Origin of the sequence: Mycobacterium sp. MOTT36Y, from assembly GCF_000262165.1 — a bacterium.
Classification (GTDB): Bacteria; Actinomycetota; Actinomycetes; order Mycobacteriales; family Mycobacteriaceae; genus Mycobacterium; species Mycobacterium intracellulare.
In genome coordinates this window covers 4,917,963-4,942,148 of the sequence record NC_017904.1, presented here as the reverse complement: position 1 = coordinate 4,942,148, position 24,186 = coordinate 4,917,963, and the positions used below count along the sequence as shown (strand labels likewise).

25 protein-coding genes are annotated in these 24,186 nt (G+C 71.5%); 10 read left to right on the top strand and 15 right to left on the bottom strand.

What is annotated here, in order from left to right; all coding sequences use genetic code 11:
• Positions 1 to 23 precede the first annotated feature (23 nt).
• The 3 genes from W7S_RS22585 (at position 24) to W7S_RS22575 (ending at position 3,973) form a co-directional block, all read left to right on the top strand.
• Positions 24 to 1,619, top strand: coding sequence for a cytochrome c biogenesis protein ResB (locus W7S_RS22585; RefSeq protein WP_008261091.1), 1,596 nt, complete (start codon positions 24 to 26; stop codon positions 1,617 to 1,619).
• A complete protein-coding gene (gene ccsB / locus W7S_RS22580; RefSeq protein ID WP_008261089.1) occupies positions 1,616 to 2,593 on the top strand; it encodes a c-type cytochrome biogenesis protein CcsB in 978 nt (325 codons plus the stop codon). The genes W7S_RS22585 and ccsB overlap by 4 nt, the downstream gene beginning before the upstream one ends.
• A gap of 72 nt (positions 2,594 to 2,665) precedes the next feature.
• The gene (locus W7S_RS22575) at positions 2,666 to 3,973 is read left to right on the top strand and encodes a MinD/ParA family protein (protein WP_008261087.1); all 1,308 of its coding nucleotides are present in this window, start codon (positions 2,666 to 2,668) and stop codon (positions 3,971 to 3,973) included.
• A gap of 21 nt (positions 3,974 to 3,994) precedes the next feature.
• Here W7S_RS22575 and W7S_RS26705 read toward each other — a convergent pair whose 3' ends face one another.
• On the bottom strand, positions 3,995 to 4,156 hold the full coding sequence (locus tag W7S_RS26705) for a hypothetical protein (protein ID WP_008261085.1): 162 nt from the start codon (positions 4,154 to 4,156) through the stop codon (positions 3,995 to 3,997).
• 46 nt (positions 4,157 to 4,202) lie between these two features.
• On the opposite strand from W7S_RS26705, the gene W7S_RS22570 reads away from it, so the two are divergent.
• Complete coding sequence (locus W7S_RS22570) at positions 4,203 to 4,574, top strand: DUF4229 domain-containing protein (RefSeq protein WP_008261083.1); 372 nt, start codon at positions 4,203 to 4,205, stop codon at positions 4,572 to 4,574.
• 4 nt (positions 4,575 to 4,578) lie between these two features.
• On the opposite strand, the gene W7S_RS22565 is transcribed toward W7S_RS22570, so the two are convergent.
• Together W7S_RS22565 and W7S_RS22560 are read right to left on the bottom strand one after the other, a co-directional pair.
• Positions 4,579 to 5,586, bottom strand: coding sequence for a beta-ketoacyl-ACP synthase III (locus tag W7S_RS22565; RefSeq protein WP_008261082.1), 1,008 nt, complete (start codon positions 5,584 to 5,586; stop codon positions 4,579 to 4,581).
• A gap of 82 nt (positions 5,587 to 5,668) precedes the next feature.
• On the bottom strand, positions 5,669 to 6,541 hold the full coding sequence (locus tag W7S_RS22560; RefSeq protein WP_008261080.1) for a 1,4-dihydroxy-2-naphthoate polyprenyltransferase: 873 nt from the start codon (positions 6,539 to 6,541) through the stop codon (positions 5,669 to 5,671).
• A gap of 78 nt (positions 6,542 to 6,619) precedes the next feature.
• Here W7S_RS22560 and W7S_RS22555 point away from each other — a divergent pair, with 78 nt between their 5' ends.
• Positions 6,620 to 7,396: an S-methyl-5'-thioadenosine phosphorylase gene (locus W7S_RS22555; protein WP_014385852.1), complete on the top strand. Its 777-nt coding sequence runs from the start codon at positions 6,620 to 6,622 to the stop codon at positions 7,394 to 7,396.
• Positions 7,393 to 8,421, top strand: a complete 1,029-nt coding sequence (locus W7S_RS22550; protein ID WP_008261075.1) for an NAD(P)-dependent oxidoreductase — start codon at positions 7,393 to 7,395, stop codon at positions 8,419 to 8,421. Before W7S_RS22555 ends, W7S_RS22550 begins: the two co-directional genes overlap by 4 nt.
• 4 nt (positions 8,422 to 8,425) lie before the next feature.
• Here W7S_RS22550 and W7S_RS22545 read toward each other — a convergent pair whose 3' ends face one another.
• Positions 8,426 to 10,135 carry a hypothetical protein gene (locus W7S_RS22545; protein ID WP_008261074.1) on the bottom strand — a complete coding sequence of 570 codons (1,710 nt, stop codon included), beginning with the start codon at positions 10,133 to 10,135 and terminating at the stop codon, positions 8,426 to 8,428.
• A gap of 306 nt (positions 10,136 to 10,441) precedes the next feature.
• Here W7S_RS22545 and W7S_RS22540 point away from each other — a divergent pair, with 306 nt between their 5' ends.
• From W7S_RS22540 to W7S_RS22530, 3 genes are read left to right on the top strand one after another with little or no spacing between them, the layout of a single operon-like run.
• Positions 10,442 to 12,163 (top strand): hypothetical protein, encoded by a 1,722-nt coding sequence (locus W7S_RS22540; protein WP_008261073.1) that lies wholly within the window; start codon positions 10,442 to 10,444, stop codon positions 12,161 to 12,163.
• Between the two features lie 3 nt (positions 12,164 to 12,166).
• Positions 12,167 to 12,829, top strand: coding sequence for a glycosyltransferase family 2 protein (locus W7S_RS22535; RefSeq protein ID WP_008261072.1), 663 nt, complete (start codon positions 12,167 to 12,169; stop codon positions 12,827 to 12,829).
• On the top strand, positions 12,826 to 13,491 hold the full coding sequence (locus W7S_RS22530) for a DUF2064 domain-containing protein (protein ID WP_008261071.1): 666 nt from the start codon (positions 12,826 to 12,828) through the stop codon (positions 13,489 to 13,491). Before W7S_RS22535 ends, W7S_RS22530 begins: the two co-directional genes overlap by 4 nt.
• 153 nt (positions 13,492 to 13,644) lie before the next feature.
• On the opposite strand, the gene W7S_RS22525 is transcribed toward W7S_RS22530, so the two are convergent.
• The 10 genes from W7S_RS22525 to W7S_RS22480 form a co-directional block, all read right to left on the bottom strand.
• Entirely contained in the window at positions 13,645 to 14,985 is a 1,341-nt protein-coding gene (locus W7S_RS22525; protein ID WP_008261061.1) for a hypothetical protein, read from the bottom strand.
• 35 nt (positions 14,986 to 15,020) lie between these two features.
• Complete coding sequence (menE, locus tag W7S_RS22520; RefSeq protein WP_008261059.1) at positions 15,021 to 16,106, bottom strand: o-succinylbenzoate--CoA ligase; 1,086 nt, start codon at positions 16,104 to 16,106, stop codon at positions 15,021 to 15,023.
• Positions 16,107 to 16,174: 68 nt separating this feature from the next.
• Positions 16,175 to 16,477 carry a DUF3349 domain-containing protein gene (locus W7S_RS22515; protein WP_008261050.1) on the bottom strand — a complete coding sequence of 101 codons (303 nt, stop codon included), beginning with the start codon at positions 16,475 to 16,477 and terminating at the stop codon, positions 16,175 to 16,177.
• Between the two features lie 56 nt (positions 16,478 to 16,533).
• The gene (locus W7S_RS22510) at positions 16,534 to 16,845 is read right to left on the bottom strand and encodes a hypothetical protein (RefSeq protein ID WP_008261049.1); all 312 of its coding nucleotides are present in this window, start codon (positions 16,843 to 16,845) and stop codon (positions 16,534 to 16,536) included.
• On the bottom strand, positions 16,842 to 18,080 hold the full coding sequence (locus W7S_RS22505; protein WP_008261048.1) for an inorganic phosphate transporter: 1,239 nt from the start codon (positions 18,078 to 18,080) through the stop codon (positions 16,842 to 16,844). Before W7S_RS22505 ends, W7S_RS22510 begins: the two co-directional genes overlap by 4 nt.
• Positions 18,081 to 18,177: 97 nt before the next feature.
• Complete coding sequence (locus W7S_RS22500; protein WP_008261047.1) at positions 18,178 to 18,585, bottom strand: VOC family protein; 408 nt, start codon at positions 18,583 to 18,585, stop codon at positions 18,178 to 18,180.
• A 40-nt stretch (positions 18,586 to 18,625) separates the two neighbouring features.
• Positions 18,626 to 19,522: an SDR family oxidoreductase gene (locus W7S_RS22495; protein WP_008261046.1), complete on the bottom strand. Its 897-nt coding sequence runs from the start codon at positions 19,520 to 19,522 to the stop codon at positions 18,626 to 18,628.
• Between the two features lie 29 nt (positions 19,523 to 19,551).
• Positions 19,552 to 20,454: a 1,4-dihydroxy-2-naphthoyl-CoA synthase gene (locus W7S_RS22490; RefSeq protein ID WP_008261045.1), complete on the bottom strand. Its 903-nt coding sequence runs from the start codon at positions 20,452 to 20,454 to the stop codon at positions 19,552 to 19,554.
• A gap of 13 nt (positions 20,455 to 20,467) precedes the next feature.
• Positions 20,468 to 20,923, bottom strand: a complete 456-nt coding sequence (locus tag W7S_RS22485; protein ID WP_008261044.1) for a nitroreductase family deazaflavin-dependent oxidoreductase — start codon at positions 20,921 to 20,923, stop codon at positions 20,468 to 20,470.
• A gap of 14 nt (positions 20,924 to 20,937) precedes the next feature.
• On the bottom strand, positions 20,938 to 21,873 hold the full coding sequence (locus tag W7S_RS22480; protein ID WP_008261042.1) for an aldo/keto reductase: 936 nt from the start codon (positions 21,871 to 21,873) through the stop codon (positions 20,938 to 20,940).
• 86 nt (positions 21,874 to 21,959) lie between these two features.
• Here W7S_RS22480 and W7S_RS22475 point away from each other — a divergent pair, with 86 nt between their 5' ends.
• Positions 21,960 to 22,502: a TetR/AcrR family transcriptional regulator gene (locus tag W7S_RS22475; protein ID WP_036429528.1), complete on the top strand. Its 543-nt coding sequence runs from the start codon at positions 21,960 to 21,962 to the stop codon at positions 22,500 to 22,502.
• Positions 22,503 to 22,577: 75 nt separating this feature from the next.
• On the opposite strand, the gene fadD8 is transcribed toward W7S_RS22475, so the two are convergent.
• The gene (gene fadD8, locus W7S_RS22470) at positions 22,578 to 24,179 is read right to left on the bottom strand and encodes a fatty-acid--CoA ligase FadD8 (RefSeq protein WP_014712421.1); all 1,602 of its coding nucleotides are present in this window, start codon (positions 24,177 to 24,179) and stop codon (positions 22,578 to 22,580) included.
• Positions 24,180 to 24,186: the final 7 nt, after the last annotated feature.

Here is a 24,186-nt window from a genome sequence, read left to right as displayed (position 1 = left end):
ACACGTGGCGCGCGCTGACCTCGATGGGCACCGCGCTGGTGCTGCTGTTCCTGCTCGCGCTCGGCGCCATCCCCGGCGCCCTGCTGCCGCAGCGCAACCTCAACGCCGGCAAGGTCGACGACTACCTCAAGGCCCACCCCGTGATCGGGCCCTGGCTGGACCGGCTGCAGGCGTTCAACGTGTTCTCCAGCTTCTGGTTCACCGCCATCTACGTGCTGCTGTTCGTGTCCCTGGTCGGCTGCCTCACCCCACGGATGATCGAGCACGTCCGCAGCCTGCGGTCCACCCCGGTCGCCGCCCCGCGCAACCTGGCCCGGCTGCCCAAGCACGCCAGCCACCAGATCCGGGCCGGCGCCGAAGAGCTCAACACCCTGGCCAACGCGATCACCGACCGGCTGCGCGGCTGGCGCACCGCCATCCGCCACGAAGACGGCGCGGCTTCCGACGTCGTGGAGGTGTCCGCGGAAAAGGGCTACCTCCGCGAATTCGGCAACATCGTCTTCCACTTCTCGCTGCTGGGCCTGCTGGTCGCGGTGGCCGTCGGCAAGCTGTTCGGCTACGAGGGCAACGTGATCGTCATCGCCGACGGCGGCCCCGGCTTCTGTTCCGCGTCGCCGGCCGCGTTCGACTCGTTCCGAGCCGGCAACACCGTTGACGGCACCTCGTTGCACCCGCTGTGCATCCGGGTCGACGACTTCGCGGCGCACTACCTGCCGTCCGGGCAGGCCACCTCGTTCGCGGCGAACATCGCCTACCAGTCCGGCGAGGACCTGACCGCCAACACCTGGCGCCATTACCGGCTCGAGGTCAACCACCCGCTGCGGCTCGGCGGTGACCGGGTGTACCTGCAGGGGCACGGCTACGCGCCCACCTTCAGCGTCACGTTCCCGGACGGGCAGGTCCGCACGTCGACCGTGCAGTGGCGACCCGACAATCCGCAGACCCTGCTCTCCTCGGGCGTGGCCCGCATCGACCCGCCGGCCGGCACCTATCCCACCCCGGCGGAGCGCCGCGCGCACCAGATCGCGATCCAGGGCCTGCTCGCGCCGACCGAGCAGCTGGACGGCACGCTGCTGTCGTCGCGGTTCCCGGCCCTGAACGCCCCCGCGGTGGCCGTCGACATCTACCGCGGCGACACCGGCCTGGACACCGGGCGGCCCCAGTCGCTGTTCACCCTCGATCCCCGGCTGATCGAGCAGGGCCGGCTGACCAAGGAGAAGCGGGTCAACCTGCGCGCGGGCCAGGCGGTCCGGATCGACCAGGGGCCGGCCGCCGGCACCGTGATCCGCTTCGTCGGCGCCGTGCCGTTCGTCAACCTCCAGGTCTCCCACGACCCCGGCCAGACCTGGGTGCTCGTCTTCGCGATCACGATGATGGGCGGTCTGGTGGTGTCGCTGCTGGTGCGCCGCCGCCGCGTGTGGGTCCGTCTGACGCCCGACGCCGGCGGGGCACCCGGTACGGTGAACGTCGAGCTGGGCGGGCTGGCGCGCACCGACAACTCCGGGTGGGGCGACGAGTTCGAGCGATTGACCGAGCGGTTGCTGGACGGATTGGGCGGGGCCGGCCGCGCCGAGACGCCCCCCGCGTCCCAAAGGAGTTCTCAGGTGGACGTCACATGAACACGCTGCACGTCAACGTCGAGCTGGCGCGCTACTCCGACTGGGCGTTTACGTCGGCCGTCGTCGCGCTGGTCATCGCGCTGCTGCTGCTGGCCTTCGAGCTGGCGTACGCCGGCGGGCGCCGCGCGGACCAGCGCGCCCGGGTGCTGGCCGGCGCGGTGAGCGCCGACTCCGCCACCCCCGGGGTGGTCGAACAGCCGGACCAGCGCCCGCTCGACGAGCGCGTCGGGCGGGCCGGGTTGTCCGTGGTGTACCTGGGCATCGGCCTGCTGTTTGCCTGCCTGGTGCTGCGCGGCCTGGCCACGGTGCGGGTGCCGTGGGGCAACATGTACGAATTCATCAACCTGACCTGCCTGTGCGGGTTGATCGCCGGGGCCGTCGTGCTGCGCCGCCCCCAATACCGTCCCCTGTGGGTCTTTCTGCTGCTGCCGGTGCTGATCCTGCTCACGGTGTCGGGACGCTGGCTCTACACCAACGCCGCGCCCGTGATGCCCGCGTTGCAGTCCTACTGGCTGCCCATCCACGTGTCCGTCGTCAGCCTGGGATCCGGGGTGTTCCTGGTCGCCGGGATCGCCAGCATCCTGTTCCTGCTGCGCACCTCGCGGCTGGGGGATCCCGATACCGACAGCGCCGCGGCCCGGCTGGTGCGGCGCTTCCCGGACGCGGAAACCCTGGACCGCATCGCCTACCGCACGACGATCTTCGCGTTTCCGGTCTTCGGGTTCGGGGTCATCTTCGGGGCCATCTGGGCCGAAGAGGCCTGGGGCAGGTATTGGGGCTGGGACCCCAAAGAGACCGTGTCCTTCGTCGCGTGGGTGATATACGCCGCCTACCTGCACGCCAGGTCGACCGCCGGATGGCGGGACCGCAAAGCCGCGTGGATCAACGTCGCGGGCTTTGTGGCGATGGTCTTCAATTTGTTCTTCGTTAATCTGGTGACTGTCGGCCTGCATTCGTATGCGGGCGTCGGGTGAGAGCGAACAACCGCCCCGAATAACGCACACAACGGAATAGCGCACGACAAGCGCACAACAAGGGGGAATGCAGTGTCCGAGCATCCAACGGCGGGCGTGGGGGCGCCCGAACAACCGACCACGCAAATTCCCCCACAGACGTCATCGGCGCCCGCCCAGCAGGACGCGGGCGAACCGCAACCGGAGTCGGGCGGGGACGCCCCGACTCGCGCCTTCGCCGGATTCCGCACCGAGCGCCGCGTCCCCACCCCCGAACACCAGCAGGCGGCCCCGCCCACCGCGCCGCGGCCCGGCGCCATGCCGCCGTGGGACTCCACCCCGGTCACCGGCATCCCGCGCGTCGACCCGACCGCCTACGGCGCCTATTACGCCGGGCCGGACGCCCCGCCCACCCAGATGCAGGGGGCGCCGCAGCGCCCCGAGCACCTCCCGCACACGCCGTATCCGGAGCTGTCCACCGGCATGTTGCTGCGGCCGGTCCAGCCGCCGCCGTCCGACGGGTGGCGGCTGCTGCTGTACAAGATGTCCGGCGGGCTGATCAACCTGGGCGAAAGCCCCCGGGCCAGCCGCTACAACAACCTGGTCGCCCAGGTGAACCGGCCGTTGCGCGGCTCGTACCGGGTGGCGTTCCTGTCGCTGAAGGGCGGTGTCGGCAAGACGACGATCGCGGCGACGCTGGGCGCCACCTTCGCCTCCATTCGCGGCGACCGCGTGGTGGCCGTGGACGCCAACCCCGACCGCGGCACGCTGAGCCAGAAGATCCCGCTGGAGACCGCCGCGACCGTGCGTCAGCTGCTGCACGACGCCGGAACCATCGAGCGCTACAGCGACGTGCGCCGCTACACCTCGAAGGGTCCCAGCGGCCTGGAGGTGCTCGCCTCGGAGACCGACCCCGCGATCTCGGAGGCCTTCAGCGCCGAGGACTACGGGCGGATCCTGGACATCCTGGAGCGGTTCTACGGCCTGGTGCTCACCGACTGCGGACCCGGCCTGCTGCACTCGGTGATGAAGTCGGTGCTGGACAGGGCCGACGCCCTGGTCGTGGTCAGCTCGGCCTCCATCGACGGCGCGCGCAGCGCGTCGGCCACGCTGGACTGGCTGGACGCCCACGGCCACGAAGACCTGGTCCGCAATTCGATCGCGGTCATCAACGGGGTGCGCCCGCGCCCCGGCAAGGTCGACATGAACAAGGTGATCGAGCACTTCTCCCGGCGCTGCCGCGCGGTCCAGCTGGTGCCGTTCGACCCGCACCTGGAGGAGGGCGCCGAGATCGACCTGGAGCGGCTGCGGCGGCCCACCCGCGAAGCGCTCACCGAGCTGGCCGCCATCGTCGCCGACGGATTCCCCGGCGACCAGCGCAACCCGGGAGTCCTGGGCTAGCGGCGGTCGCTATCCAGCTGGCTAGCGCGGGTTGTTATCGCCGTGGCCCAGCCGCCGCAGGAAATCCGGATCGTCGTCGGGTCCGATGACGCGCGTCTTCGGTCGGTGGACCTGGGATCGCGCGGCACGCCAGCCGACGTAGATCAGCGTTCCCAAAATCACGACGAGCAGCAGGTAGACCACACAACACCTCCTTCGGGCGAATATACCCGCGCCGTAGGCTTTGGCTGTGTCACACGAAGGTAGCGACAACACCATCGGGGGCCCGGGAAACGGCGCTGGCGGCGAGAGCGCCGAAAACCACGTCGTCGTCCCCGTTTTGGCATATATGGCGGCGCGGTTGCTGCTGGCGGTCGTGCTCACCGCCGTGATCTATGGCGTCGCGCGGTTGGCGGGCATCACGCAGTTCCCCCTCGTGGTGGCCGCGCTGTTCGCGCTGATCATCGCGATGCCGCTGGGCATCTGGGTGTTCGGGCCGCTGCGCCGGCGCGCCACCGCGGCGCTGGCGATCGCCGGCGAACGGCGCCGACGGGAGCGCGAGCTGCTGCAGGCCCGGCTGCACGGGGACGCCCCGCCCGACGAGACGCGCGAGGACGGGTGAGGGCTCAGCCGTTGGGCAGCCGGACGACCTGGGCGGCATAGCTCAGGCCGGCGCCGTAACCGATCAGCAGGGCCAGGTCGCCGGCCTTGGCCGCCCCGGTCGCCAGCACCTCGGCCATGGCCAACGGGATGGACGCCGCCGAGGTGTTGCCGGTGTGCTCGATGTCGTTGGCGATCACCGCGTCCGGCCGCAACTCGAGGCTCTTGGCCAGAATCTCGTTGATTCGGCTGTTGGCCTGGTGCGGCACGAAGACGTCGATCTCGTCGGGCCGGATCCCCGCCGCGTCCATGGCCTGCTGGCCGACCTTGCCCATCTCGAAAGCCGCCCAGCGGAAGACCGCGCTGCCCTCGAGCCGCAGGAAGGGGCGCGGGCCGGTGGGATTCTCCAGGTAGTCGAGCCAGTCGATGTCCTGGCGGATGGCGCTGGCCTGGTTGCCGTCACTACCCCAGACGGTCGGCCCGATGCCCTGCGTGGGCGTCTCGCCCACCACCACGCCGGCCGCGCCGTCGGCGAAGATGAAGCAGTTGCTGCGGTCTTGCATGTCGATCGTGGGGGACAGCTTCTCCGAGCCCAGGACCAGCACCCTGGCGGCGGTCCCGCCGCGGATCATGTCGGCCGCGACGCCCAGCGCGTACCCGAACCCGGCGCAGCCCGCCGAGATGTCGAAGGCGGGCACGCCGGTGGCGCCCAGCGCCGCCGCGACCGCGGGGGCGCACGCGGGGGTCTGCAGGAGGTGGGTGCTGGTGGCCACGATGACGCAGTCGATGTCGGAGGCCTCGAGGGAGGCCTTGGCGATCGCCTCCCGCCCGGCCTCGGTCGCCATCGAGGCGGCGGATTCGTCGCGTGCGGCGAACCGGCGCGTCTTGATCCCGGTGCGCGAATAGATCCACTCGTCGGAGGAGTCGATGTTTTCGCAGAGCTCGTCGTTGGTCACCACGCGTTCGGGGCGGTATGACCCGACGCTGAGCAAGCCGATGTTGGTGGGCCCGCTGGTCGCGGAAATCTGCTTCATTGCGGTCCTTCGCTATCCCCGGGGCAGACGCAAAAGTACCCCACCAGCGCCGTTTTCGGGGGCCTTTGCCTCTGCTCGCACTCTAGGTACCTATCGCCAGCGCGGCCGCCACCGCGATCGCCCACACCACCATCGCCAGCCCGGTGTCGCGCAGCACCGGGATCAGCTCCGGGCCGCCGCGGCCCGATCGCACCGGGGCCATGGCGCGCAGGGCCAGCGGCGTGGCCACCAGTCCGGCGGCGCACCACGGGGTGGCCACCATGAGCGCCAGCGTCAGCACACCGGCGGTGCCCAGCAGCGCCTGATACAGGACGCGGGTGCGGGCGTCGCCCAACCGCACCGCGAGGGTGATCTTCCCCGACCGCGCGTCGGTGGGGATGTCGCGCAGGTTGTTGGCCACCAGCACCGACGACGACAGCGCCCCGACCGACACCGCCAGCAGCAGCCCCACCCAGTCCACCCGCAACGCCTGCGTGTACTGGGTGCCGAGCACGGCGACCAGCCCGAAGAACAGGAACACCGCGACCTCGCCAAAACCGGCGTAGCCGTAGGGTTTCGAGCCGCCGGTGTACAGCCACGCCCCGGCGATGCAGGCCGCGCCCACCGCGATCAGCCACGGCGCGCTGAACAGCGCCAGCACCACCCCGGCGAGCGCCCCGATCGTCAGGCTCGCGAGCGCGGCGCCCAGCACCGCCCGCGGGGCCGCCAGCCGCGAGCCGACCAGGCGCACCGGGCCGGCCCGGTCGTCGTCGGTGCCGCGGATGCCGTCGGAGTAGTCGTTGGCGTAGTTGACGCCCACGGTCAGCGCGAGCGCTACGGCCAGCGCCAGCAGCGCCTTCCACCACACCGCGGATCCCAGCCAGGCCGCGGCGCCGGTGCCGGCGACGACCGGCGCCACCGCGTTGGGCAACGTCCGCGGCCGCGCACCCGAAACCCACTGCCCGAGATTGGCCACAACGTCATCCTGCCAGGATGCGGGCCGCCGCTCCCCAGGCCCCGCGATCACCGCGTGGTCATGCACCACAATGGTCGGATGCTCGGAGTCATCGGCGGCAGCGGCTTCTACACCTTCTTCGGATCCGACGCCGACGACGTCACGGTCGACACCCCCTACGGAGCGCCCAGCGCCCCGGTCACCGTGGGCGCCATCGAGGGACACGACGTCGCCTTCCTGCCCCGCCACGGCGCCAAGCACGAATTCTCCGCGCACACCGTTCCCTACCGGGCCAACATGTGGGCCCTGCGCAAACTCGGCGTGCGGCGGGTGCTCGCGCCGTGCGCGGTCGGCAGCCTCAAACCCGAACTCGGCCCGGGCTCCATCGTGGTGCCCGATCAGCTGGTCGACCGCACCCGGGGCCGCGCCGACACCTATTTCGACTCCGGCGGGATCCACGTCGACTTCGCCGATCCGTACTGCCCGACGCTGCGCGCGGCGGTCACCGACCTCCCCGGCGTGGTCGACGGCGGCACCATGGTGGTGATCCAGGGGCCGCGCTTTTCCACCCGCGCCGAAAGCCGGTGGTTCGCCTCCGCCGGGTTCTCGCTGGTGAACATGACCGGATACCCGGAGGCCGTGCTCGCTAGGGAGCTCGAAATCTGTTACGCGGCAATCGCTTTGGTGACCGACCTGGACGCCGGCGTGAGCGCCGGGGAGGGCGTGCGGACCGTCGACGTGTTCGCCGAATTCGAACGCAACATCGGGCCGTTCAAGGCGTTGGTGCGCGCGGCCATCGGCCGGGTCGCCGCCGACCGCACCTGCACCACCTGCCTGCCGCACACCGGGGTGACGCTGCCCATCGAGCTGCCATGAGGGTGTTGTTGACCGGCGCGGCCGGGTTCATCGGCTCGCGGGTGGGCGCCGCGCTGCGCGCCGCCGGCCACGACGTCGTCGCCGTCGATGTCCTGCTGCCCGCCGCGCACGGCCCGAACCCGGTGTTGCCGAAGGGATGTCACCGCGTCGACGTGCGCGACGCCGACGCGCTGGCCCCGCTCCTGGACGGCGTGGACGCGGTGTGCCATCAGGCGGCGATGGTGGGCGCCGGCGTGGACGCCGCCGACGCGCCCGCCTACGGGGGCCACAACGACCTGGCCACCACGGTGCTGCTGGCGCAGATGTTCGCCGCCGGGGTGCGGCGCCTCGTGCTGGCGTCCTCGATGGTCGTCTACGGGCAGGGGAACTATCACTGCCGACGGCACGGGCGCGTGGACCCGCTGCCGCGCCGGCGCGCGGACCTCGACGCCGGGGCCTTCGAGCACCGGTGCCCGGTCGGCGGGGAGGAGTTGGCGTGGCGCCTCGTCGACGAGGACGCCTGCCTGCGCCCCCGCAGCCTGTACGCGGCCGGCAAGACCGCGCAGGAGCATTACGCGCTGGCCTGGTCGGAGGCCACCGGCGGCTCGGTGGTGGCGCTGCGCTACCACAACGTCTACGGCCCCGGCATGCCGCGCGACACCCCGTATTCGGGCGTGGCGGCGATCTTCCGGTCTTCGCTGGAAAAGGGCGAGCCGCCAAGGATTTTCGAGGACGGCGGCCAGATGCGTGACTTCGTGCACGTCGATGACGTGGCCGCCGCCAACGTCGCGGCGCTAGCGCACGACGACGGTTTTCTCGCGGCCAATGTCTGCTCGGGGCAGCCGATTTCGATCTTCGAGGTGGCCGCGGCGCTGTGCGACGCGCGGGGCGGTTCACTGTCGCCGGTGGTCACCGGTGAATATCGCAGCGGCGACGTGCGCCACATCGTCGCCGACCCGTCCCGGGCGGCCGAGGTGCTGGGGTTTAGCGCTTCGGTCTTACCGGGTGACGGGTTGCGCGAGTTCGCGTTCGCGCCCCTTCGGTAAACCCCTACGTTTGCGGCGGGCGGAAGATCTGGGGCCCCCGCACCGGTATCTGCCGCGTGCCGGAGTCGTCGCCGCGAAAGATCCGGGGCGAGCCGGCCAGCGGCGGGATCTCCGCGGTGGGCGGGTCGCTCTCCGCGCCGGGCCCCCCGGTGGGCATGCGGGTGGTGGCCGCGGCCGACGGCCCGGCGGCCTGGCCCACGCGGACCCGGGTGGTCGGCGCCGCCGCATTCGCGTCGGCCGCGCGCTTGCGGGCGGCGCGGCGAGCCAGGCGCCGCCCGTGCAGTTGCCCGGCCACGACGGCGGCCGCCAGGATGCCCAGCGCCAGCCCGCACAGCGTCACGTCGAAGGTGCTGGTGATCTGCTGGGCGAGGTCGTTGCCGTAGACAGGTTGCTGCGCGGGCGAATTGGGCGAGTCGGCGAACCGCGGCGCCAGCGCGACGCCGACGATCACGCGGGCGACGCTGAGGGCGGCGACGAGCCCGCACAGCGACGTGACCAGTCGCGCCGAGATTCCGGCCAGGCGGCGGCGCAGCCAGATCGCCAGGGCCGCGGTCACCAGGTCGAACGCGGCCAGCACCACGCTGTCGTACCCGGAGAACGGATAGTTCAAGGCGATGCCGACGACAAGGTCGGTGAGCCGCATCGCGATCGACCCCACGGCCCAGACGGCGATGAGCAGCAAGCCATTTCGGGTCGTGGACCGCCACGCGGATTCCTCCGCCGGCGACGGGTTGCGGTGACCGAACAGGGCCCGCGGCGCGAAGATGGCCGCCCCGGCCGCCCAGGCGAGGTAACCCTCGAACCCGACCCCGGCGGTCGAGGTGTTCTGGGCGATGCCGTGGAACGCATCGAGGTCGCGGCCGACGGGCAGGATCCACACCAGGATCCCCGCGGCCAATGCCGACGCACCCAGTGCGACGGTGGTCAGCCGGCTCGCCCGGGTGCGCTGCAGCAGCCACCTGGACGCGACCAGGACCGCGACCAGCGCCACCACCCCGTACACCACCGCCGTGGCGATCACCGCGATGTTCTGCTTGCCGAATTCCGCCGCGCCGTTAGTGCTTTGCAGCGCGTAGCGCACCCGCCAGTACAGGTTGAACCCGAAGCTGAGCACCGCCGCGAGCATCGACAGCGCGCCGATCATCCGGGCGGAGCGATGCCAGCCCGTGTACTCGTCGTCGGCCGGGATCGGCCCGGCCGGCACCGCCTGGGCGCTGAGCAGCGAGCCGGCGACGCCGACCCACGCCCCGGGCCCCACCCCGCCGGGCACGGTGACCGTGCCCCCGAACCGGACGGTCTCGTACGCGTCGAACGCGATGACGGCGAGCACCAGCAGCAGATAGGGGGCGTTGAGCGCCAACCGAAGCCGCGCCGCGGACGCCGGGTTGAACCGCTCGCCGCCCGACCGCCAGGAACCGGCCACCGCGACGGCGGCGACGGCGAGCACCGTCACAGCGAGCAGCACCGCGAACAGGGCCGGACTGCTGTCGGGAATCCCGACACCGAAGTACAGATTCCACGGCAAGAACACGGCGAGCACCAACAGCACCACCGCGGTCGCGTCGCTGACGATGGCCCGGCGCCGTCCCGTGCCCGCGGCAACGGGTGTCGTGCCGCCGGTGGCGTGCGGGCGGATGATGCGGGGCGCGGGCGCCTGCTGGGCCCGGGCCCCGATGGGGCCGGTTGGCGTGTCGTCGCTGCTCTGGCTCACCATGCCCCCCGGGATTCAAGGACGACTACTTTCGGCGCAGCTGCCGGTGTCCGGCGGGGGAATGCCCTGCCGAGCCACATGCACCGCTCGCTTGCGAACATATTCTCCGTTCGGCTGCCGTGGCAGTGGCTGGGACGGGCCGCTGGGCGGAGGCGATTCCGCGGCGACCGTCCTGTCCTTCGAAAAGCTGGTTACGCTGCGCTAGTGGCGAACCTTGTCGCCGAATGACTGATACTGCCGACGGTATCGCAAGTGTAATGATGCCGGGACATTGCTGGTGCGGGGTGGCCAGGGTGAAGGAGAAGCGGGATGGACGTCGTTTTGGGGGTCGCGGTCACCGGTCCCGTCGCCCGCCTGGCGCTCCTGGGGTCGGGCGCCCAGGGCACCGACGTGATCGACCAATCCGTCATCGATCTCGCCGACAACCCGCTCGGCACGCTCACCGAGACCGTGGTCGGAACCAATCGCTTGTTGGCCGACGAGAACCACCGGTTGGTCGGCACGCGCCTGTGCTGGTCCGACGAGCCACGGGCTGACGAGCTGCGGCGGGCGCTGGAGGACTCCGGCGTTCACAACGTCGCGGTGCTCTCGGAGTCGCAGGCCGTCGCCGCCCTCATGCGGGCGGCCGGGCGGCCCGGCGCCGCGCTCGTGATGGACGACGCGACGGCCACCCTGTCGGTGGTGGGCCCGGACGCCGGGGACCCCGACGCGCCGCCGACCGTGTTGGCCAGCCAGCCGCTGACCGGCGCCACGGGCCCGGACGCTACCGCCGCGTTCCAGACGATGATGGCGAACCTCGGCACGCATCCCGACGCGCCGGGGGAGGTGTATCTGCTCGGCGCCTCGCCCGACCTCAACCGGGTCGCCGACGAATTGCGCGACGCGTCCACCATGCGGGTGCAGGTCGCCGAGGACCCCACGTTTGCGCTCGCGCGCGGCGCCGCGATCGCCGCGGCGGCGGCGTCCGCGCCGGATGCGACGGCCATGGCGCCGGCCGTCGGCCTGACCGGTGACGCGACCGCGATGGCCCCCGCCGCCGGGGACGCGACCGCGATGGCCCCCGCCGCCGGCCTCACCGGGGACGAGACGACGGTCGTGCCCGCGCCGGACGCCGAGGAGCCGCAGCTGGCGTACTCGATGGCCGACGAGGGCGGGGTCTATCCGGGCGAGATGGACGAGTACGACCCCGAATTCGACGACTACGACTACGGCCCGGAGTTCGGCGACGACGCCGAGGCCGGCGAGGACGCGCCGACGAAGCTGTCGCGGCGGTCGCTGGTGATCGGCAACGCCGTCATCGCCTTCGCGGTCATCGGATTAGCGTCGCTGGCCACCGCGATCGCGGTGGCCGTCCGCCCGACCGCCGCCCAGCAGCCGGTGGTGGGCGTGCAGAACGGCACCCCGGGCAAATTCATGCCGATCTTGCCGAGCCAGCAGCAGGCGCCGCTGCCCCCACCCCCGCCCGAGGCGCCCAACGCCGGGTTCCAGGGCGGCACCGTCCCGGCTCCCGAACACGTCGCGCCCCCGTCCGGAGGCGGCCCGCAGGTCGCTCCCGTTCCCGAGGCGCCGAGCAACCCCGGTGTCGTGCCCAACCCCGATCCGGGTTGGGCGCCGCGGCCGAATCCTATTGTGCCGGTTCCTATTCCGATTCCCATTCCGATCCCGGGGTGGCAACCGCCCTACAACCCGCCGTACAACCCGACGACGCCCTACACGCCGCCGACCATCACGACGTCCCAGCCGCCGACGACGACGTATTCGCCCCCGACGACGACGTATTCGCCGCCGACGACGACGTACTCGCCGCCGACGACGACGTATTCGCCCCCGACGACCACGTATTCGCCCCCGACGACGACGTATTCACCCCCGACGACCACGCACGCACCCCCGACGACGACGTATGCGCCGCCGAGCACCAAGGCGACCACCCAACCGCCGGTGCAGACGCACACCCAGCAGACCGCGCCGCCGACGCACTCGCAGCAGCCGCTGTTCCCGCAGGAGCCCCGCACGCACCGCGGGTTCTGACGCGTGCCCGGCGCCGACGGCCTGGTCACGGTGGTCCTGCCGTGCCTCAACGAGGAGGAGTCGCTGCCGGCCGTGCTGGCCGCCATCCCGGCCGGCTACCGGGCGCTGGTGGTCGACAACAACAGCACCGACGACACCGCCGGCGTCGCGGCGCGCCACGGCGCCCGGGTCGTCGCCGAACCACGGGCCGGGTACGGCGCCGCCGTGCACGCGGGCGTGATGGCCGCGACGACCCCGATCGTGGCGGTCATCGACGCCGACGGCTCGATGGACGGCGCCGACCTGCCGCGGCTGGTCGCCGCGCTCGAGCAGGGCGCCGACCTGGTGACCGGCCGGCGCCGGCCGGTGCCCGGCCTGCACTGGCCGTGGGTGGCCCGCATCGGGACCGTCGTCATGAGCTGGCGGCTGCGCACCCGCCACGGCCTGCCGGTGCACGACATCGCGCCCATGCGAGTGGCCCGGCGCGAGGCGCTGTTGGCGCTGGGCGTCGCCGACCGCCGATCCGGTTATCCGCTCGAGCTTTTGGTGCGCGCCGCGGCCGCCGGCTGGCGCGTCGTCGAACTCGACGTCAGCTACGGCCCGCGCACGGGCGGCAAGTCGAAGGTCAGCGGATCGCTGCGCGGCAGCATCACCGCGATCCTCGACTTCTGGAAGGTGATCTCGTGACCGCCCTGCCGGTGACGCTGCTGGTGGTCGCCAAAGCGCCCGAGCCGGGCCGGGCCAAGACGCGGCTCGCGGCGAGCGTCGGCGACCGCGTCGCCGCCGAGATCGCCGCCGCCGCACTGCTCGACACGCTGGACGCCGTGGCCGACGCGCCGGTGGCGGCGCGGGTCGTCGCCCTCACCGGGGACCTCGGCCGCGCCGCGAGCGCCGCCGATATCCGGCGGCGACTGGCGTCCTTCACCGTGATCGCCCAGCGCGGCGACGATTTCGCCGCACGCCTCGCCAACGCGCACGCCGACGCCTCGTCGGACGGGCTGCCGGTGCTGCAGATCGGGATGGACACCCCCCAGGTCACCGCCGAGCTGTTGACCGGCTGCGCGCGCCGGCTGCTCGAGGCGCCGGCCGTGCTCGGGCCGGCCCGCGACGGCGGCTGGTGGGTGCTGGGCGTGGGCGCACCGGCGATGGCCCAGTGCCTGCGCACCGTACCGATGTCGGCGCCCGACACCGGGGAACTGACGTTGAAGGCGTTGCGCGACACGGGCATCGACGTCGCGACGGTGCAGACGCTGGCCGACGTCGACGTCGTCGACGACGTCGCCGCGGTGCGCGAGGCCTGCGGGCCCGACAGCCGCTTCGCGCGGATCACCCGCGCGGCCGGCCTGTGAGCGCGGAATCGGCGGTGCGTCTGGCGCTTTGAGTGTGAATCGTTGGATTTGGGAGTGCAGCCAGGGCGGAGAAATCGCTGAAATCCCGCCGCTCGTTCACACTCAAAGCCCAGGATTCACACTCGTTGCCCTCAGCTCACACTCGTACCGGACCTACCAGTTCGTCAGGATGATCGTGTTGAGCGCAATCGCGCCGGCGGCGTTGAGCGCCAACCAGATCCGGTGCGAGCGCACCGGCAGCAGCGCGGTCGCCGCGGTGAGCCAGATGGTGAACGGCAACCAGATGCGTTCCACCTCGGCCTTGCTGAGCATGCTCAGGTCCGCGCACACGACGGCGGCCAGCACGCCCAACAACAGCAGGTGAAAACCGGAGCGGCGACGGACGGCGGCCCCGTCGAACACCCGCCCGAGCCCGGCGACGCCGCCCAGCCCGATCGCGCACACCACGCACGCCAGGTTGGCCCAGCTCCAGTACTGAAACGGCCGGTCCTTGGCGATGCCCTGCCAATAGCGTTGCTGCACAAGGTGATAGCCGTCGAACCAATAGAACCCGGCGACGGCGAAGGCCACCGCCACCCCGATCGCGGCCAGCGCCGCCGGACCGAGCGCCCGCAGGATCGCCCTCCAGTCCGCCGCGGACGCCAGCACCGCCGCCGCCGGCAGCCCCATCAGCATCAGGCCGTAGTTGCAGAACACTCCCCAGCCCAGCAGCAGCCCGGCCGCGGCGGCGGTCAGGGCGGGGAACCGGACCGGGCGGTGCACCGCCACGGCCAGCAGCGCGATGCCCCACGCGGCCACGCCGGCGAAGTATCCGTCGGCGGAGACGGCCACCCAGATCGCCGTCGGCGCCAGCGCCACGAACGGGGCTACCCGCCGCGCGGTGGACTCGTCGGCCAGCGCGCGCACGCCGACCACCACCGCGGCGGCGGCGCTCGAGCCGGCCAGCAGGCACAGCAGCCCGGCCCAGGCGCCGCCGTGCAGACCGATCCGGTCCAGCCAGACGAACGTCAGCAGCGCCCCGGGCGGATGCCCCGACACGTGGGTGGTCCACGAATGCGGTTGGTAGTCCACGATCCGGCCGGCGAACGTGCGCAGCGTGGCTGGAATGTCGGTGACGCCCGGCACCTGCGACAGGTATTCGTCCCGGGTGGTCAGCCGGCCGGCGAAGCCGCGCTGCCAGCCGTCGATCATCGCCAGCGCGAACGCCCACCCGCCGGCGACGGCCCAGCTGCCCAGCGTCAGCGCCCGCCACGAAAGTCGTTGCGCCAGAGTCGGTCCCCACGCGACGACGACGACGGCGAGGGCAATGGCCGGGCCGGTGCCCCAGCCGGCGTGGATCAGCCACTCGCCGAAGATCGGCGCCGAGCCGGCGTGGGTGGCGAACTTTTCCGCCCCGACATCCAGGCGCGGCCGGACCCCCAGGTTCATCCGCGGCAGCACGAACGCCGCCGCCACCAGCGCCGCGCCGATCGACACCGCGACGGCGTCGCGCACCGCCTGCCGTCGACCCCGCCTCACGGACGCACAGCCTATTGATCGCTCGCGCCGGCGAAGCGGCGCACCAGCGCCGCGCGGTCGACCTTGCCGATGCCGCGGCGCGGCAGCGCGTCGACGACGTGCACCTCGCGCGGCGCCGCGGTGGCGTCCAGGGCGCGCGTCACGTGCGCGCGCAGCGCCTCCACAGTCGGCGCCACGCGGCCGTCGTGCACCACGATCGCGGCGACCACCCGCTGCCCGAGGCGTTCGTCGGCCACCCCGAACACCGCGCAATCGCGGACGGCCGGGTGGCTGCACAGCGCCGCCTCGACCGGCTGCGGCAACACCGTCAGCCCGCCGGTGCTGATCGCGTCGTCAGCGCGGCCCAGGACCGTCAGCACGCCCGCGCCGTCGATGGCGCCGAGGTCGTCGGTCACGAACCAGCCGGGCTCGGCGAACGGGTCGGGGTCGATGGGGTCGCGGTAGCCCTTGGCCACCGTCGCGCCCCCGATGACGATGCGCCCGTCGGCCACCCTCAGCCGCACCCCGGCCAGCGGGACGCCGTCGTAGACGCACCCGCCGGCGGTCTCACTCATGCCGTAGGTGCGCACGACGGTGATTCCGGCCGTGGCCGCGGCGTCCAGGACCGGACGCGGCGCGGGCCCGCCGCCGAGCAGCACGGCGTCGAGTTCGGCGAGGGCGGCCGCGGCCGCCGGGTCGGCGAGCGCCTTGGCCAACTGCGCGGCGACCAGCGAGGTGTACCGCCTGCCGGGGCCCAAAGCGCCGATGGCCCTGGGCAATTCGGTTTCATCGAAGCCGCCGGTGACATCCATCTCGACCGGCGACGTGCCGGCGAGCAGGCTGCGGACCAGCACCTGCACCCCGGCGATGTGGTGTGGCGGCAGGGCGAGCAGCCAGCTGCCCGGGCCGCCCAGGCGGTCATGGGTGGCCGCGGCGCTGGCCCGCAGGGCGGCCGCTGTCAGCAGGGCGCCCTTCGGGTTGCCGGTGGTGCCCGACGTCGCCGCCACCAGGGCCACGTCGTCGTCGATGGTTTCCCCGACGCGCAGCCCCGCCCGCAGCGCCGCCGACTCGCGATCGTCGCCGACGGCTACCAGCGCCGGGTCGCGTCCCTCCAGCACGCCCGCCAGGGCGGGCAGCAGCGTCTCGGCCGCCGCGCCCGGCGGGACGTGCAGCGCGCGCAGTACGGCTATGCCGGATCCCCGGCCTGATCGGCGTCGTCGAAGGGCCAGCCCTGGGCCGCCAGCCGCACCCGTACCCGCTCGACGTCCTGCGGCGACGGCAGCTCGTCGGTGATCTGGGTGATCAGCACGCCGATGTCGACGTCGTCGAACTCGCCGCGCCGAACCAGCTCGCACGCCACGGCCTTGGCTTCGTCGTTGGACAGCCGGCGGGCCAGCAGCGCGAGCACCGGGAACGTGTCGGTGGGTGGCACGCCCTCGGGGTAGCCCGCGCGGAGCCACGAGACGATGGAATTGAGAAATCCGTTCACGCGGATACAGCTCTCCCCGGCGTCCGGTTCGCCGACTCGATGGGCATCAAACGATGCTACTTGGGTTTCGCTCCAAGCAGCGGATAGCCGGTGTGATGGGCGATGAAATCGCGGGCAATGTAGAGCAACGCCAGCGCGATCACCGCGATGACCAGCGCGTAGATGCTCCACGCCAACGCAGTCAGCATCGGGTTGCGCCGCGGGGCGGAGCCGTTGCTGGCGCCGTCCAGACTGATGTCGCCCGCCCCCGCGGACTGCAGCCGGATCCCGAGGGCGAACAGCCCCGGCAGGGCGGCGCCGGCCAGCATCGCGAAGACCAGAATCTTCAGGCTCGCCTGGTAGTTGAACCAGTCGCCGATGTGGCTCATGAGGCGTTGGCTTTCAGCGACGGGTCGTCGGAGTCGTACCGGGCGGACACGCCGCCGAGCGTGGGTCCGTCATCGCCGGGCGGCGGCTGGTCGGCGGCCTGCAGCCCGCTGGTCAGATCGCCCTTCCATTCGGCGTTGACGTTGTGGTGGTCGACCTTGACCCTGCGCGACCGGAGGTAGATGGTGGCCGAGACCGCGACCAGCAGCGCGAAACCGGTGATCGCCCCCGGGTAGCCGCCGATCAGGTGCACGATGCCGTAGGTGAAGGCGCCGACCAGCCCCGCCAGCGGGAGGGTGACCAGCCAGGCGACCCCCATGCGGCCGGCGACGCCCCAGCGGACCTCGCCGCCGGGCTTGCCCAGCCCGCTGCCCAGCACCGAACCCGTGCACACCTGGGTGGTCGACAGCGCGTAGCCGAAGTGGGCCGACAGCAGGATCACCGCGGCCGAGGAGGATTCGGCGGCCATGCCCTGCGGCGACTGGATCTCGACCAGGCCCTTGCCCAGCGTGCGGATGATGCGCCACCCGCCGAGGTAGGTGCCGGTCGCCATGGCCAGCGCGCAGCTCACGATGACCCACAGCGGCGGCATGGTGGCGGTCTTGCTGACCGAGCCGTAGGAGATGAGCGCCAGGAAGATGATGCCCATCGTCTTCTGTGCGTCGTTGGTGCCGTGGGCGAGCGAGACCAGCGACGCCGAACCGATCTGGCCGCGCCGGAAACCGGCCTCCGTGCGGGCCTTCGGCACGCCGCGGGTGATCCGGTAGACCAGCCAGGTGGCGACCGCGCCGATCGCGATGGCCAGGATCGCCGACACGACGGCCGGGATGATGGCCTTGGAGATCACGCCCTTCCAGATCACGCCGTGCGCGCCGACGGCAGCGATCGTGGCGCCGACGATGCCGCCGATCAGGGCGTGCGACGAACTCGAGGGGATGCCGAGCAGCCAGGTCAGCAGGTTCCAGACGACGCCGCCGACCAGGCCGGCGAACACCAGCTCCAGCGTCACGATGTTGGAGTCGATGAGGCCCTTGGCGATCGTGGCGGCGACGGCGGTGGACATGAACGCGCCCACCAGATTCAGTACCGCCGAGAGCAGAACCGCCGTTTTGGGCTTGAGCGCGCCACTGGCGATCGAGGTCGCCATCGCGTTGCCCGTGTCATGAAAGCCGTTGGTGAAATCGAAAGCCAGTGCCGTGATTACGACAATGATCAAGAGGAACAATTGGATGTTCACAGGGCCTGATTCTGGTGGTAGGGGCAATCCATTGTCGAATGCGGCATGACATGAAACGCGGGTGTACCTTGAGTCGTCGCCAGATGTTACCTCTCAGTTAACCGGAATTTCCCTGCCGTTCACCTCGGGTGTCGCGGCGCAACGGGTGGTCCGGGGGGATCTGGATGAAAATGAGCGTGATGCCGTCGGGGTCGAGCACGTGCATCTCGTGCAGGCCCCAGGGTTCCTGACGCGCCTCGCGGGCGATCGACACGCCGCGGCCGCGTAGCTCGGCCTGGGTCGCCTCGAGGTCGCGGACCTGCAGCCACAGCGCGCCCGGGAACGGGCCGCGGGAATGGTCCGGGGAGCCGTACCCGGCCAGCTCCAGCAGCGACTGCCCGGCGAAAAACACTGTGCCGCCGCCGTATTCACGCGCTATCGCCAGGCCGATCTCGTCGCGGTAGAAGGCCAGGGACCGCTGGTAGTCCGCGGGCCGGAGCAGCATCCGGCTGGCCAGGATCTCCATAACTCGTGTCTATCACACGGGCCCGATCGCGCCGGTCCGGTCAGCGGTCGCCCTTGCGATTGGGCTGGATGCTCTGGCGCTGCATGACGGCGTTGACCCAGCGGGGGCCAAAGGTGTCCAGCGCCTTGGCCGCGATCGCCATGCGCGGCGCGATGCGCACCGGGCGGGTGCGGGCGGCGGTGATCATCCACTCGCCGGCCTCTTCCGGCGTCAGCGCCGGCACGCCCTCGTAGGCCTTCGTGGGCGCGATCATCGGGGTGGCCACCAGGGGGTAGTACAGCGCCGTGGAGTGCACACCCCGCTCGCCCCACTCCGTTTCGATGACCCGGCTCACGGTCGACAGCGCGGCCTTCGACGCGTTGTACACCGAGAACAGCGGCGACGCCTCCGAGAGCACCCCCCACGTCGAGACGTTGATGATGTGGCCGTCGCCGCGTTCGATCATTCCCGGCGCCAGGCCGCGGATCAGCCGCAACGGCGCGTAGTAGTTGAGCACCATGGTCCGTTCGACGTCGTGCCAGCGCTCCAGCGACTCGGCCAGCGGCCGGCGGATGGACCGGCCGGCGTTGTTGATCAGGATGTCGACGCCGCCGAGCCGCTTCTCGACGTCGGCGACCAGCGCGTCGACGGCGTCCATGTCCGAGACGTCGCAGGCGATCGCCGTGGCGTCACCGCCCGCCGTGGTGATCCGCTCGGCCAGTGCGTCCAGCAGCTCCTGGCGACGGGCCACGACGACCACCGTGGCCCCCTCGCGGGCGAACTGCTCGGCGGCGGCCTCGCCGATGCCCGACGACGCCCCGGTGAGCAGGATGCGCTTGCCCGCCAGCTCGATCGGCTTGATCAGCGGCCGGTTGACCAGCACCTGCGGGGCCATCGGCGGTCGCATGGTGGCCAGCACCAGCTGGTCGGTGAACCGGCGAAGCGGACTCTTGCTCACGGGACGCGAGTCTAGGCGGGCGGGCGGGCTCAGAAGTACCGGGGAAACCGGCTCCAGTCGGGGTCGCGCTTTTCCAGGAAGGCGTCGCGGCCCTCGACGGCCTCGTCGGTCATGTAGGCCAGCCGGGTGGCCTCGCCCGCGAACAGCTGCTGGCCCACCAGGCCGTCGTCGAGCAGGTTGAACGCGAACTTCAGCATGCGTTGCGCCTGAGGGGATTTGGCGTTGATCTCGCGCGCCCATGCGATGGCTTCGGATTCCAGCTCGGCATGGTCGACGACGGCGTTGACCGCGCCCATGTGGTGCATCTGCTCGGCGGTGTAGGCCCGGCCCAGAAAGAAGATCTCGCGGGCGAACTTCTGGCCCACCTGGCGGGCCAGGTAGGCGCTGCCGTAGCCGCCGTCGAAGCTGCCGACGTCGGCGTCGGTCTGCTTGAAGCGGGCGTGCTCGCGGCTGGCCAGGGTGAGGTCGCAGACCACGTGCAGGCTGTGCCCGCCGCCGGCCGCCCACCCGTTGACCAGGCAGATGACCACCTTGGGCATGAACCGGATCAGCCGCTGCACCTCGAGGATGTGCAGCCGTCCGGCCCGGGCGGGGTCGACGGTGTCGGCGGTCTCGCCGCTGGCGTACTGGTAGCCGCTGCGCCCGCGGATGCGCTGATCGCCGCCGGAGCAGAACGCCCAGCCGCCGTCCTTGGGCGAGGGGCCGTTGCCGGTCAGCAACACCACGCCGACTCCCGCGGACATCCGGGCGTGGTCGAGCACCCGGTAGAGCTCGTCGACGGTGTGCGGCCGGAACGCGTTGCGCACCTCGGGCCGGTCGAACGCCACCCGCACCGTGGCGTCGTCGACGTGCCGGTGATAGGTGATGTCGGTCAGGTCGCCGAAGCCCTCAACGGGACGCCACTGGTCGGCATCAAACGGGTTGTCACTCAACGTCTTTGAACTCCTATGCCGGGTCCAGCCGGAATACCGGACACACGCCGGCCAGCGCCTCGAACTCTTCGGGGCGGCCGTCGGTGACCAACCCCGAGCGCTTCATGAAGCCGACCCCGGTGGGCACCTCGGTGGGAAACGCCCGCAGGAACGGGCGCGCCACGTCGGCGGGCAGCTCCACCATCCTCACCCGCTCGCGGTGCCGGCCGCGGGCCAGCGTCGCGTGCTCGGCGGCGCGGACGTTGCGGATCCAATCCGCGCCCGGAAACCCGCCCACCACATAGCGTTTGCCGTCCACCGTCATCGGTGTCACCGGCGTCGACCGTGGCGTGCCGGACTTGCGGCCCGGCACGGTCAACACCACCGGGCTTTCACCGCCGAAGCTGAGGCCCAGCCGGGAGAGCTGAATGAACACCTTGTTCGCCGGCTTCAGCCACCAGGGCGGCTTGAGCCCGTCAGCGCGTGCCATGCCTGACACACTAGTCAGCTCCGGGACGCCTCCCGGAAGGGCTCGGCGCCCTGCGCCCAGGGGTCGACGCCGGGTGTGGCGACCGCGTCGAGCCGGGCGATCGCCTCGGCGCTCAGCGTGACGTCGGCCGCGGCCATGTTCTCCTCGAGGTGGGCGATCGACCGGGTGCCCGGAATCAGCAACGTGTTCGGCGCATGCGCCAGGATCCAGGCCAACCCGACCCGGGCGCCGGAGACGCCCAGCTCGCCGGCGATGCCGGCCACCACCGGATCGTCGGCGACCTTCGGGAATCCGGGCAAGGCGGAGCCGAGCGGGAAGTACGGCACCCACGCGATGCCCTCGTCGACGCACAGCTCGAGCGCGGCTTCCTGGGAGCGGTCCAGCAGGCTGTAGGCGTTCTGCACACAGGCGATGCCGGCGGGCAGCGCCCGCCGCAGCACGTCGAGCGACACGCTGCTGAGCCCGATCGCGCCGATCTTGCCCTCGTCGCGCAGGGCGATCATCTCGGCCAGCTGGTCGTCGAGGTCGACGATCTGATCGCCCTCGGCGGCCATGCCGATGCCCGAGTCGAGCCGCCGCAGGTTCACCACCGGGACGCGGTCGAGGCCGAGCTGGCGCAGGTCGTCCTCGACGGCGGCGCGCAGCTCGGAGGGCCGTTGCGCTGGAGCCAGCGGGATGGGTTGCTCGCCGGTGTAGCGGGCGCCGACCTTGCTGACGATGACGAGGTCGTCCGGGTAGGGGGCCAGCGCCGCGCGGATCCGGCGGTTGACCTCGCCGGGACCGTAGAACGACGCGGTGTCGATGTGGTTGACGCCGAGGTCGATCGCGCGCCGCAGCACCGCCGCCGCGTCCTGCGGGGAGGTCTCGAACAGTTGCATGGCGCCGTAGCCCATGCGGGCGACGGGATGCGATCCGATGGTGCCGATGCCGCCGGGGTTGAGATCGGTCATGGTGCTCCCTTGATCGTGAGACACTGGAGAAATGCGGAGGGTCCTCCGCTTTCGTCAGCGTAGCAGAAAACGGAGGTGCCTCCGCTTTGGTGGGAAGGTCGGATGCGCGCCGCAATCGCGAGCGGCTGCTGGAGGCGGCCACCGCGGCGTTCACCGAGCACGGCGCGGCGGCCTCGCTCGAGTCGATCGCCCGCGACGCGGGCGTCGGGATCGGCACGCTGTACCGCCATTTCCCCAACAGGGAGGCCCTCGTCGAGGCCATCTACCGCGCCGAGCTCGCCGAGGTGGCCGAGGCCGCCGGGCAGCTGCTCGGGCGGCATCCGCCCACGACGGCGCTGCGACGCTGGATGGACCGCTACGCAAGCTTCGTGGCCGCTAAGCGCGGCATGGCCGAGTCCCTGCAGGCGATCTTCGATTCTGGCGCAATGGAACCCAGCCAGACCCGCGACAGCATCGTCGGCGCCGTCGAGCTGCTGTTGCGGGCGGGCGCCGACGACGGCAGCCTGCGCGCCGACGTGCGCGCCGACGACGTTGTGTCCAGCCTCATCGGCATCTTTTTGGTCAGCGGTTCACCGGAGCAGACCGGCCGCATGCTCGACCTGCTCGTCGCGGGCGTCTCGGCGACCTGACCGAGCGCCCGGCCAGCCGGGCGCCGCGTCGCGAACGCCCGGCCACCCGGGCGCTCGGCGCGACGCGCGGCAGCCTCAGCCCACGGAGCGCTCGGCGCCCTCCCAGAACTGCGCGCGCACGGCCTTCTTGTCCGGCTTGCCCAGCCCGGTCAACGGCAGCGAGTCGGCGATCACCACCCGCTTGGGTGACTGCACCGAGCCCTTGCGGTCCTTGACCGCGGCCTGGATCTCGGCGGTCATCTTCTCGATCGCGGCGTCGTCGCGGGGCGCGTCGGGGCGCAGCACCACCACCGCGGTGACGGCCTCGCCCCACTTCTCGTCCGGCGCGCCGACCACGCATACCTGGGCGATCGCCGGGTGCTCGGCGACGACGTCCTCGACCTCGCGGGGGAAGACGTTGAAGCCGCCGGTGACGATCATGTCCTTGACCCGGTCGACGATGAAGTAGAAGCCGTCCTCGTCCTCGCGGGCCATGTCGCCGGTGTGCAGCCAGCCGTCTTTGAAGGTCTTCGCCGTCTCGTCGGGCAAATTCCAGTACCCGCCGGCCAAAAGCGGTCCGCTGACACAGATTTCGCCGGGCTCGCCCTGGGGGACCGGCTTGCCGTCCTCGCCCAGCAGCGCCACCCGCGCGAACAGGGTCGGGCGCCCGCACGAGGTGAGCCGCTTCTCGTCGTGCTCGTTCTTGGCCAGGTAGGTGATGGCCATCGGCGCCTCGGACTGCCCGTAGTTCTGGGCGAAGATCTTGCCGAAGCGGCGGATCGCCTCGGCCAGCCGCACCGGGTTGATCGCCGACGCGCCGTAATAGACGGTCTGCAGCGACGACAGGTCGCGGGTGTGTGAGTCCGGGTGGTCCATCAGCGCGTAGAGCATCGACGGCACCAGGAAGGTGGCCGTAATGCGTTTCTCCTCAATGGTTTTCAGCACATCCGCCGGGTCGAACTTGGGCAGCACGTGCATCTCGCCGCCCTTGATCAGGGTGGGCAGGAAATACGCCGCCCCCGCGTGCGAGAGCGGGGTGATCATCAAGAACCGCGGGTCCTCCGGCCACTCCCACTCCGAGAGCTGGATCTGGGTCATCGACGAGATCGAAGCCGCGGTGCCCATCACGCCCTTGGGCTTGCCGGTGGTGCCGCCGGTGTAGGTCAGGCCGATGACCTGATCCGGCGGCAGGTCGGCGGCGACCAGCGGCTGCGGGTCGTACTTGGCCGCCTCGGCCGCCAGGTCGACCGCGACACCGTTCAACGCCTCGGGCACCGGTCCGATGGTCAGGATCTGCTTGAGCCCCGGCACCTTCTCCAGCAGGGCCAGCGCGCGCTCGACGAACATCGGGTTGGGGTCGATGATCAGCGAGCTGATGCCGGCGTCGTTGAGCACGTACGCGTGGTCGTCCAGCGAGCCCAGCGGGTGCAGGGCGGTGCGCCGATAGCCGCGGGTCTGGCCGGCGCCGATAATCAGCAGCACCTCGGGGCGGTTGAGCGACAGCAGTCCGACCGCCACACCGGTGCCCGCGCCGAGCGCCTCGAACGCCTGGATGTACTGACTGATCCGCTCGGCCATCTGACCACCGGTCAGCGTGGTGTCGCCGAGGAACAGCACCGGCTTGTTCTTGTGGCGCTTGAGGGCGCCCACGAGCAGGTGGCCGTTGTGGGTCGGGTTGCGCAGCAGCTCGTCACTCATGTGGCAA

What these genes read in the sequence shown, in the direction of transcription:
- W7S_RS22555 (WP_014385852.1), top strand. Translation starts at nt 6,620, where the DNA reads ATGCTCGGAGTCATCGGCGGCAGCGGCTTCTACACCTTCTTCGGATCC.
- W7S_RS22585 (WP_008261091.1), top strand. Translation starts at nt 24, where the DNA reads ATGGGCACCGCGCTGGTGCTGCTGTTCCTGCTCGCGCTCGGCGCCATC.
- ccsB (WP_008261089.1), top strand. Translation starts at nt 1,616, where the DNA reads ATGAACACGCTGCACGTCAACGTCGAGCTGGCGCGCTACTCCGACTGG.
- W7S_RS22485 (WP_008261044.1), bottom strand. Translation starts at nt 20,923, where the DNA reads ATGGCACGCGCTGACGGGCTCAAGCCGCCCTGGTGGCTGAAGCCGGCG.
- W7S_RS22480 (WP_008261042.1), bottom strand. Translation starts at nt 21,873, where the DNA reads ATGACCGATCTCAACCCCGGCGGCATCGGCACCATCGGATCGCATCCC.
- W7S_RS22510 (WP_008261049.1), bottom strand. Translation starts at nt 16,845, where the DNA reads ATGAGCCACATCGGCGACTGGTTCAACTACCAGGCGAGCCTGAAGATT.
- W7S_RS22550 (WP_008261075.1), top strand. Translation starts at nt 7,393, where the DNA reads ATGAGGGTGTTGTTGACCGGCGCGGCCGGGTTCATCGGCTCGCGGGTG.
- W7S_RS22545 (WP_008261074.1), bottom strand. Translation starts at nt 10,135, where the DNA reads ATGGTGAGCCAGAGCAGCGACGACACGCCAACCGGCCCCATCGGGGCC.
- W7S_RS22565 (WP_008261082.1), bottom strand. Translation starts at nt 5,586, where the DNA reads ATGAAGCAGATTTCCGCGACCAGCGGGCCCACCAACATCGGCTTGCTC.
- W7S_RS22500 (WP_008261047.1), bottom strand. Translation starts at nt 18,585, where the DNA reads ATGGAGATCCTGGCCAGCCGGATGCTGCTCCGGCCCGCGGACTACCAG.
- fadD8 (WP_014712421.1), bottom strand. Translation starts at nt 24,179, where the DNA reads ATGAGTGACGAGCTGCTGCGCAACCCGACCCACAACGGCCACCTGCTC.
- W7S_RS22540 (WP_008261073.1), top strand. Translation starts at nt 10,442, where the DNA reads ATGGACGTCGTTTTGGGGGTCGCGGTCACCGGTCCCGTCGCCCGCCTG.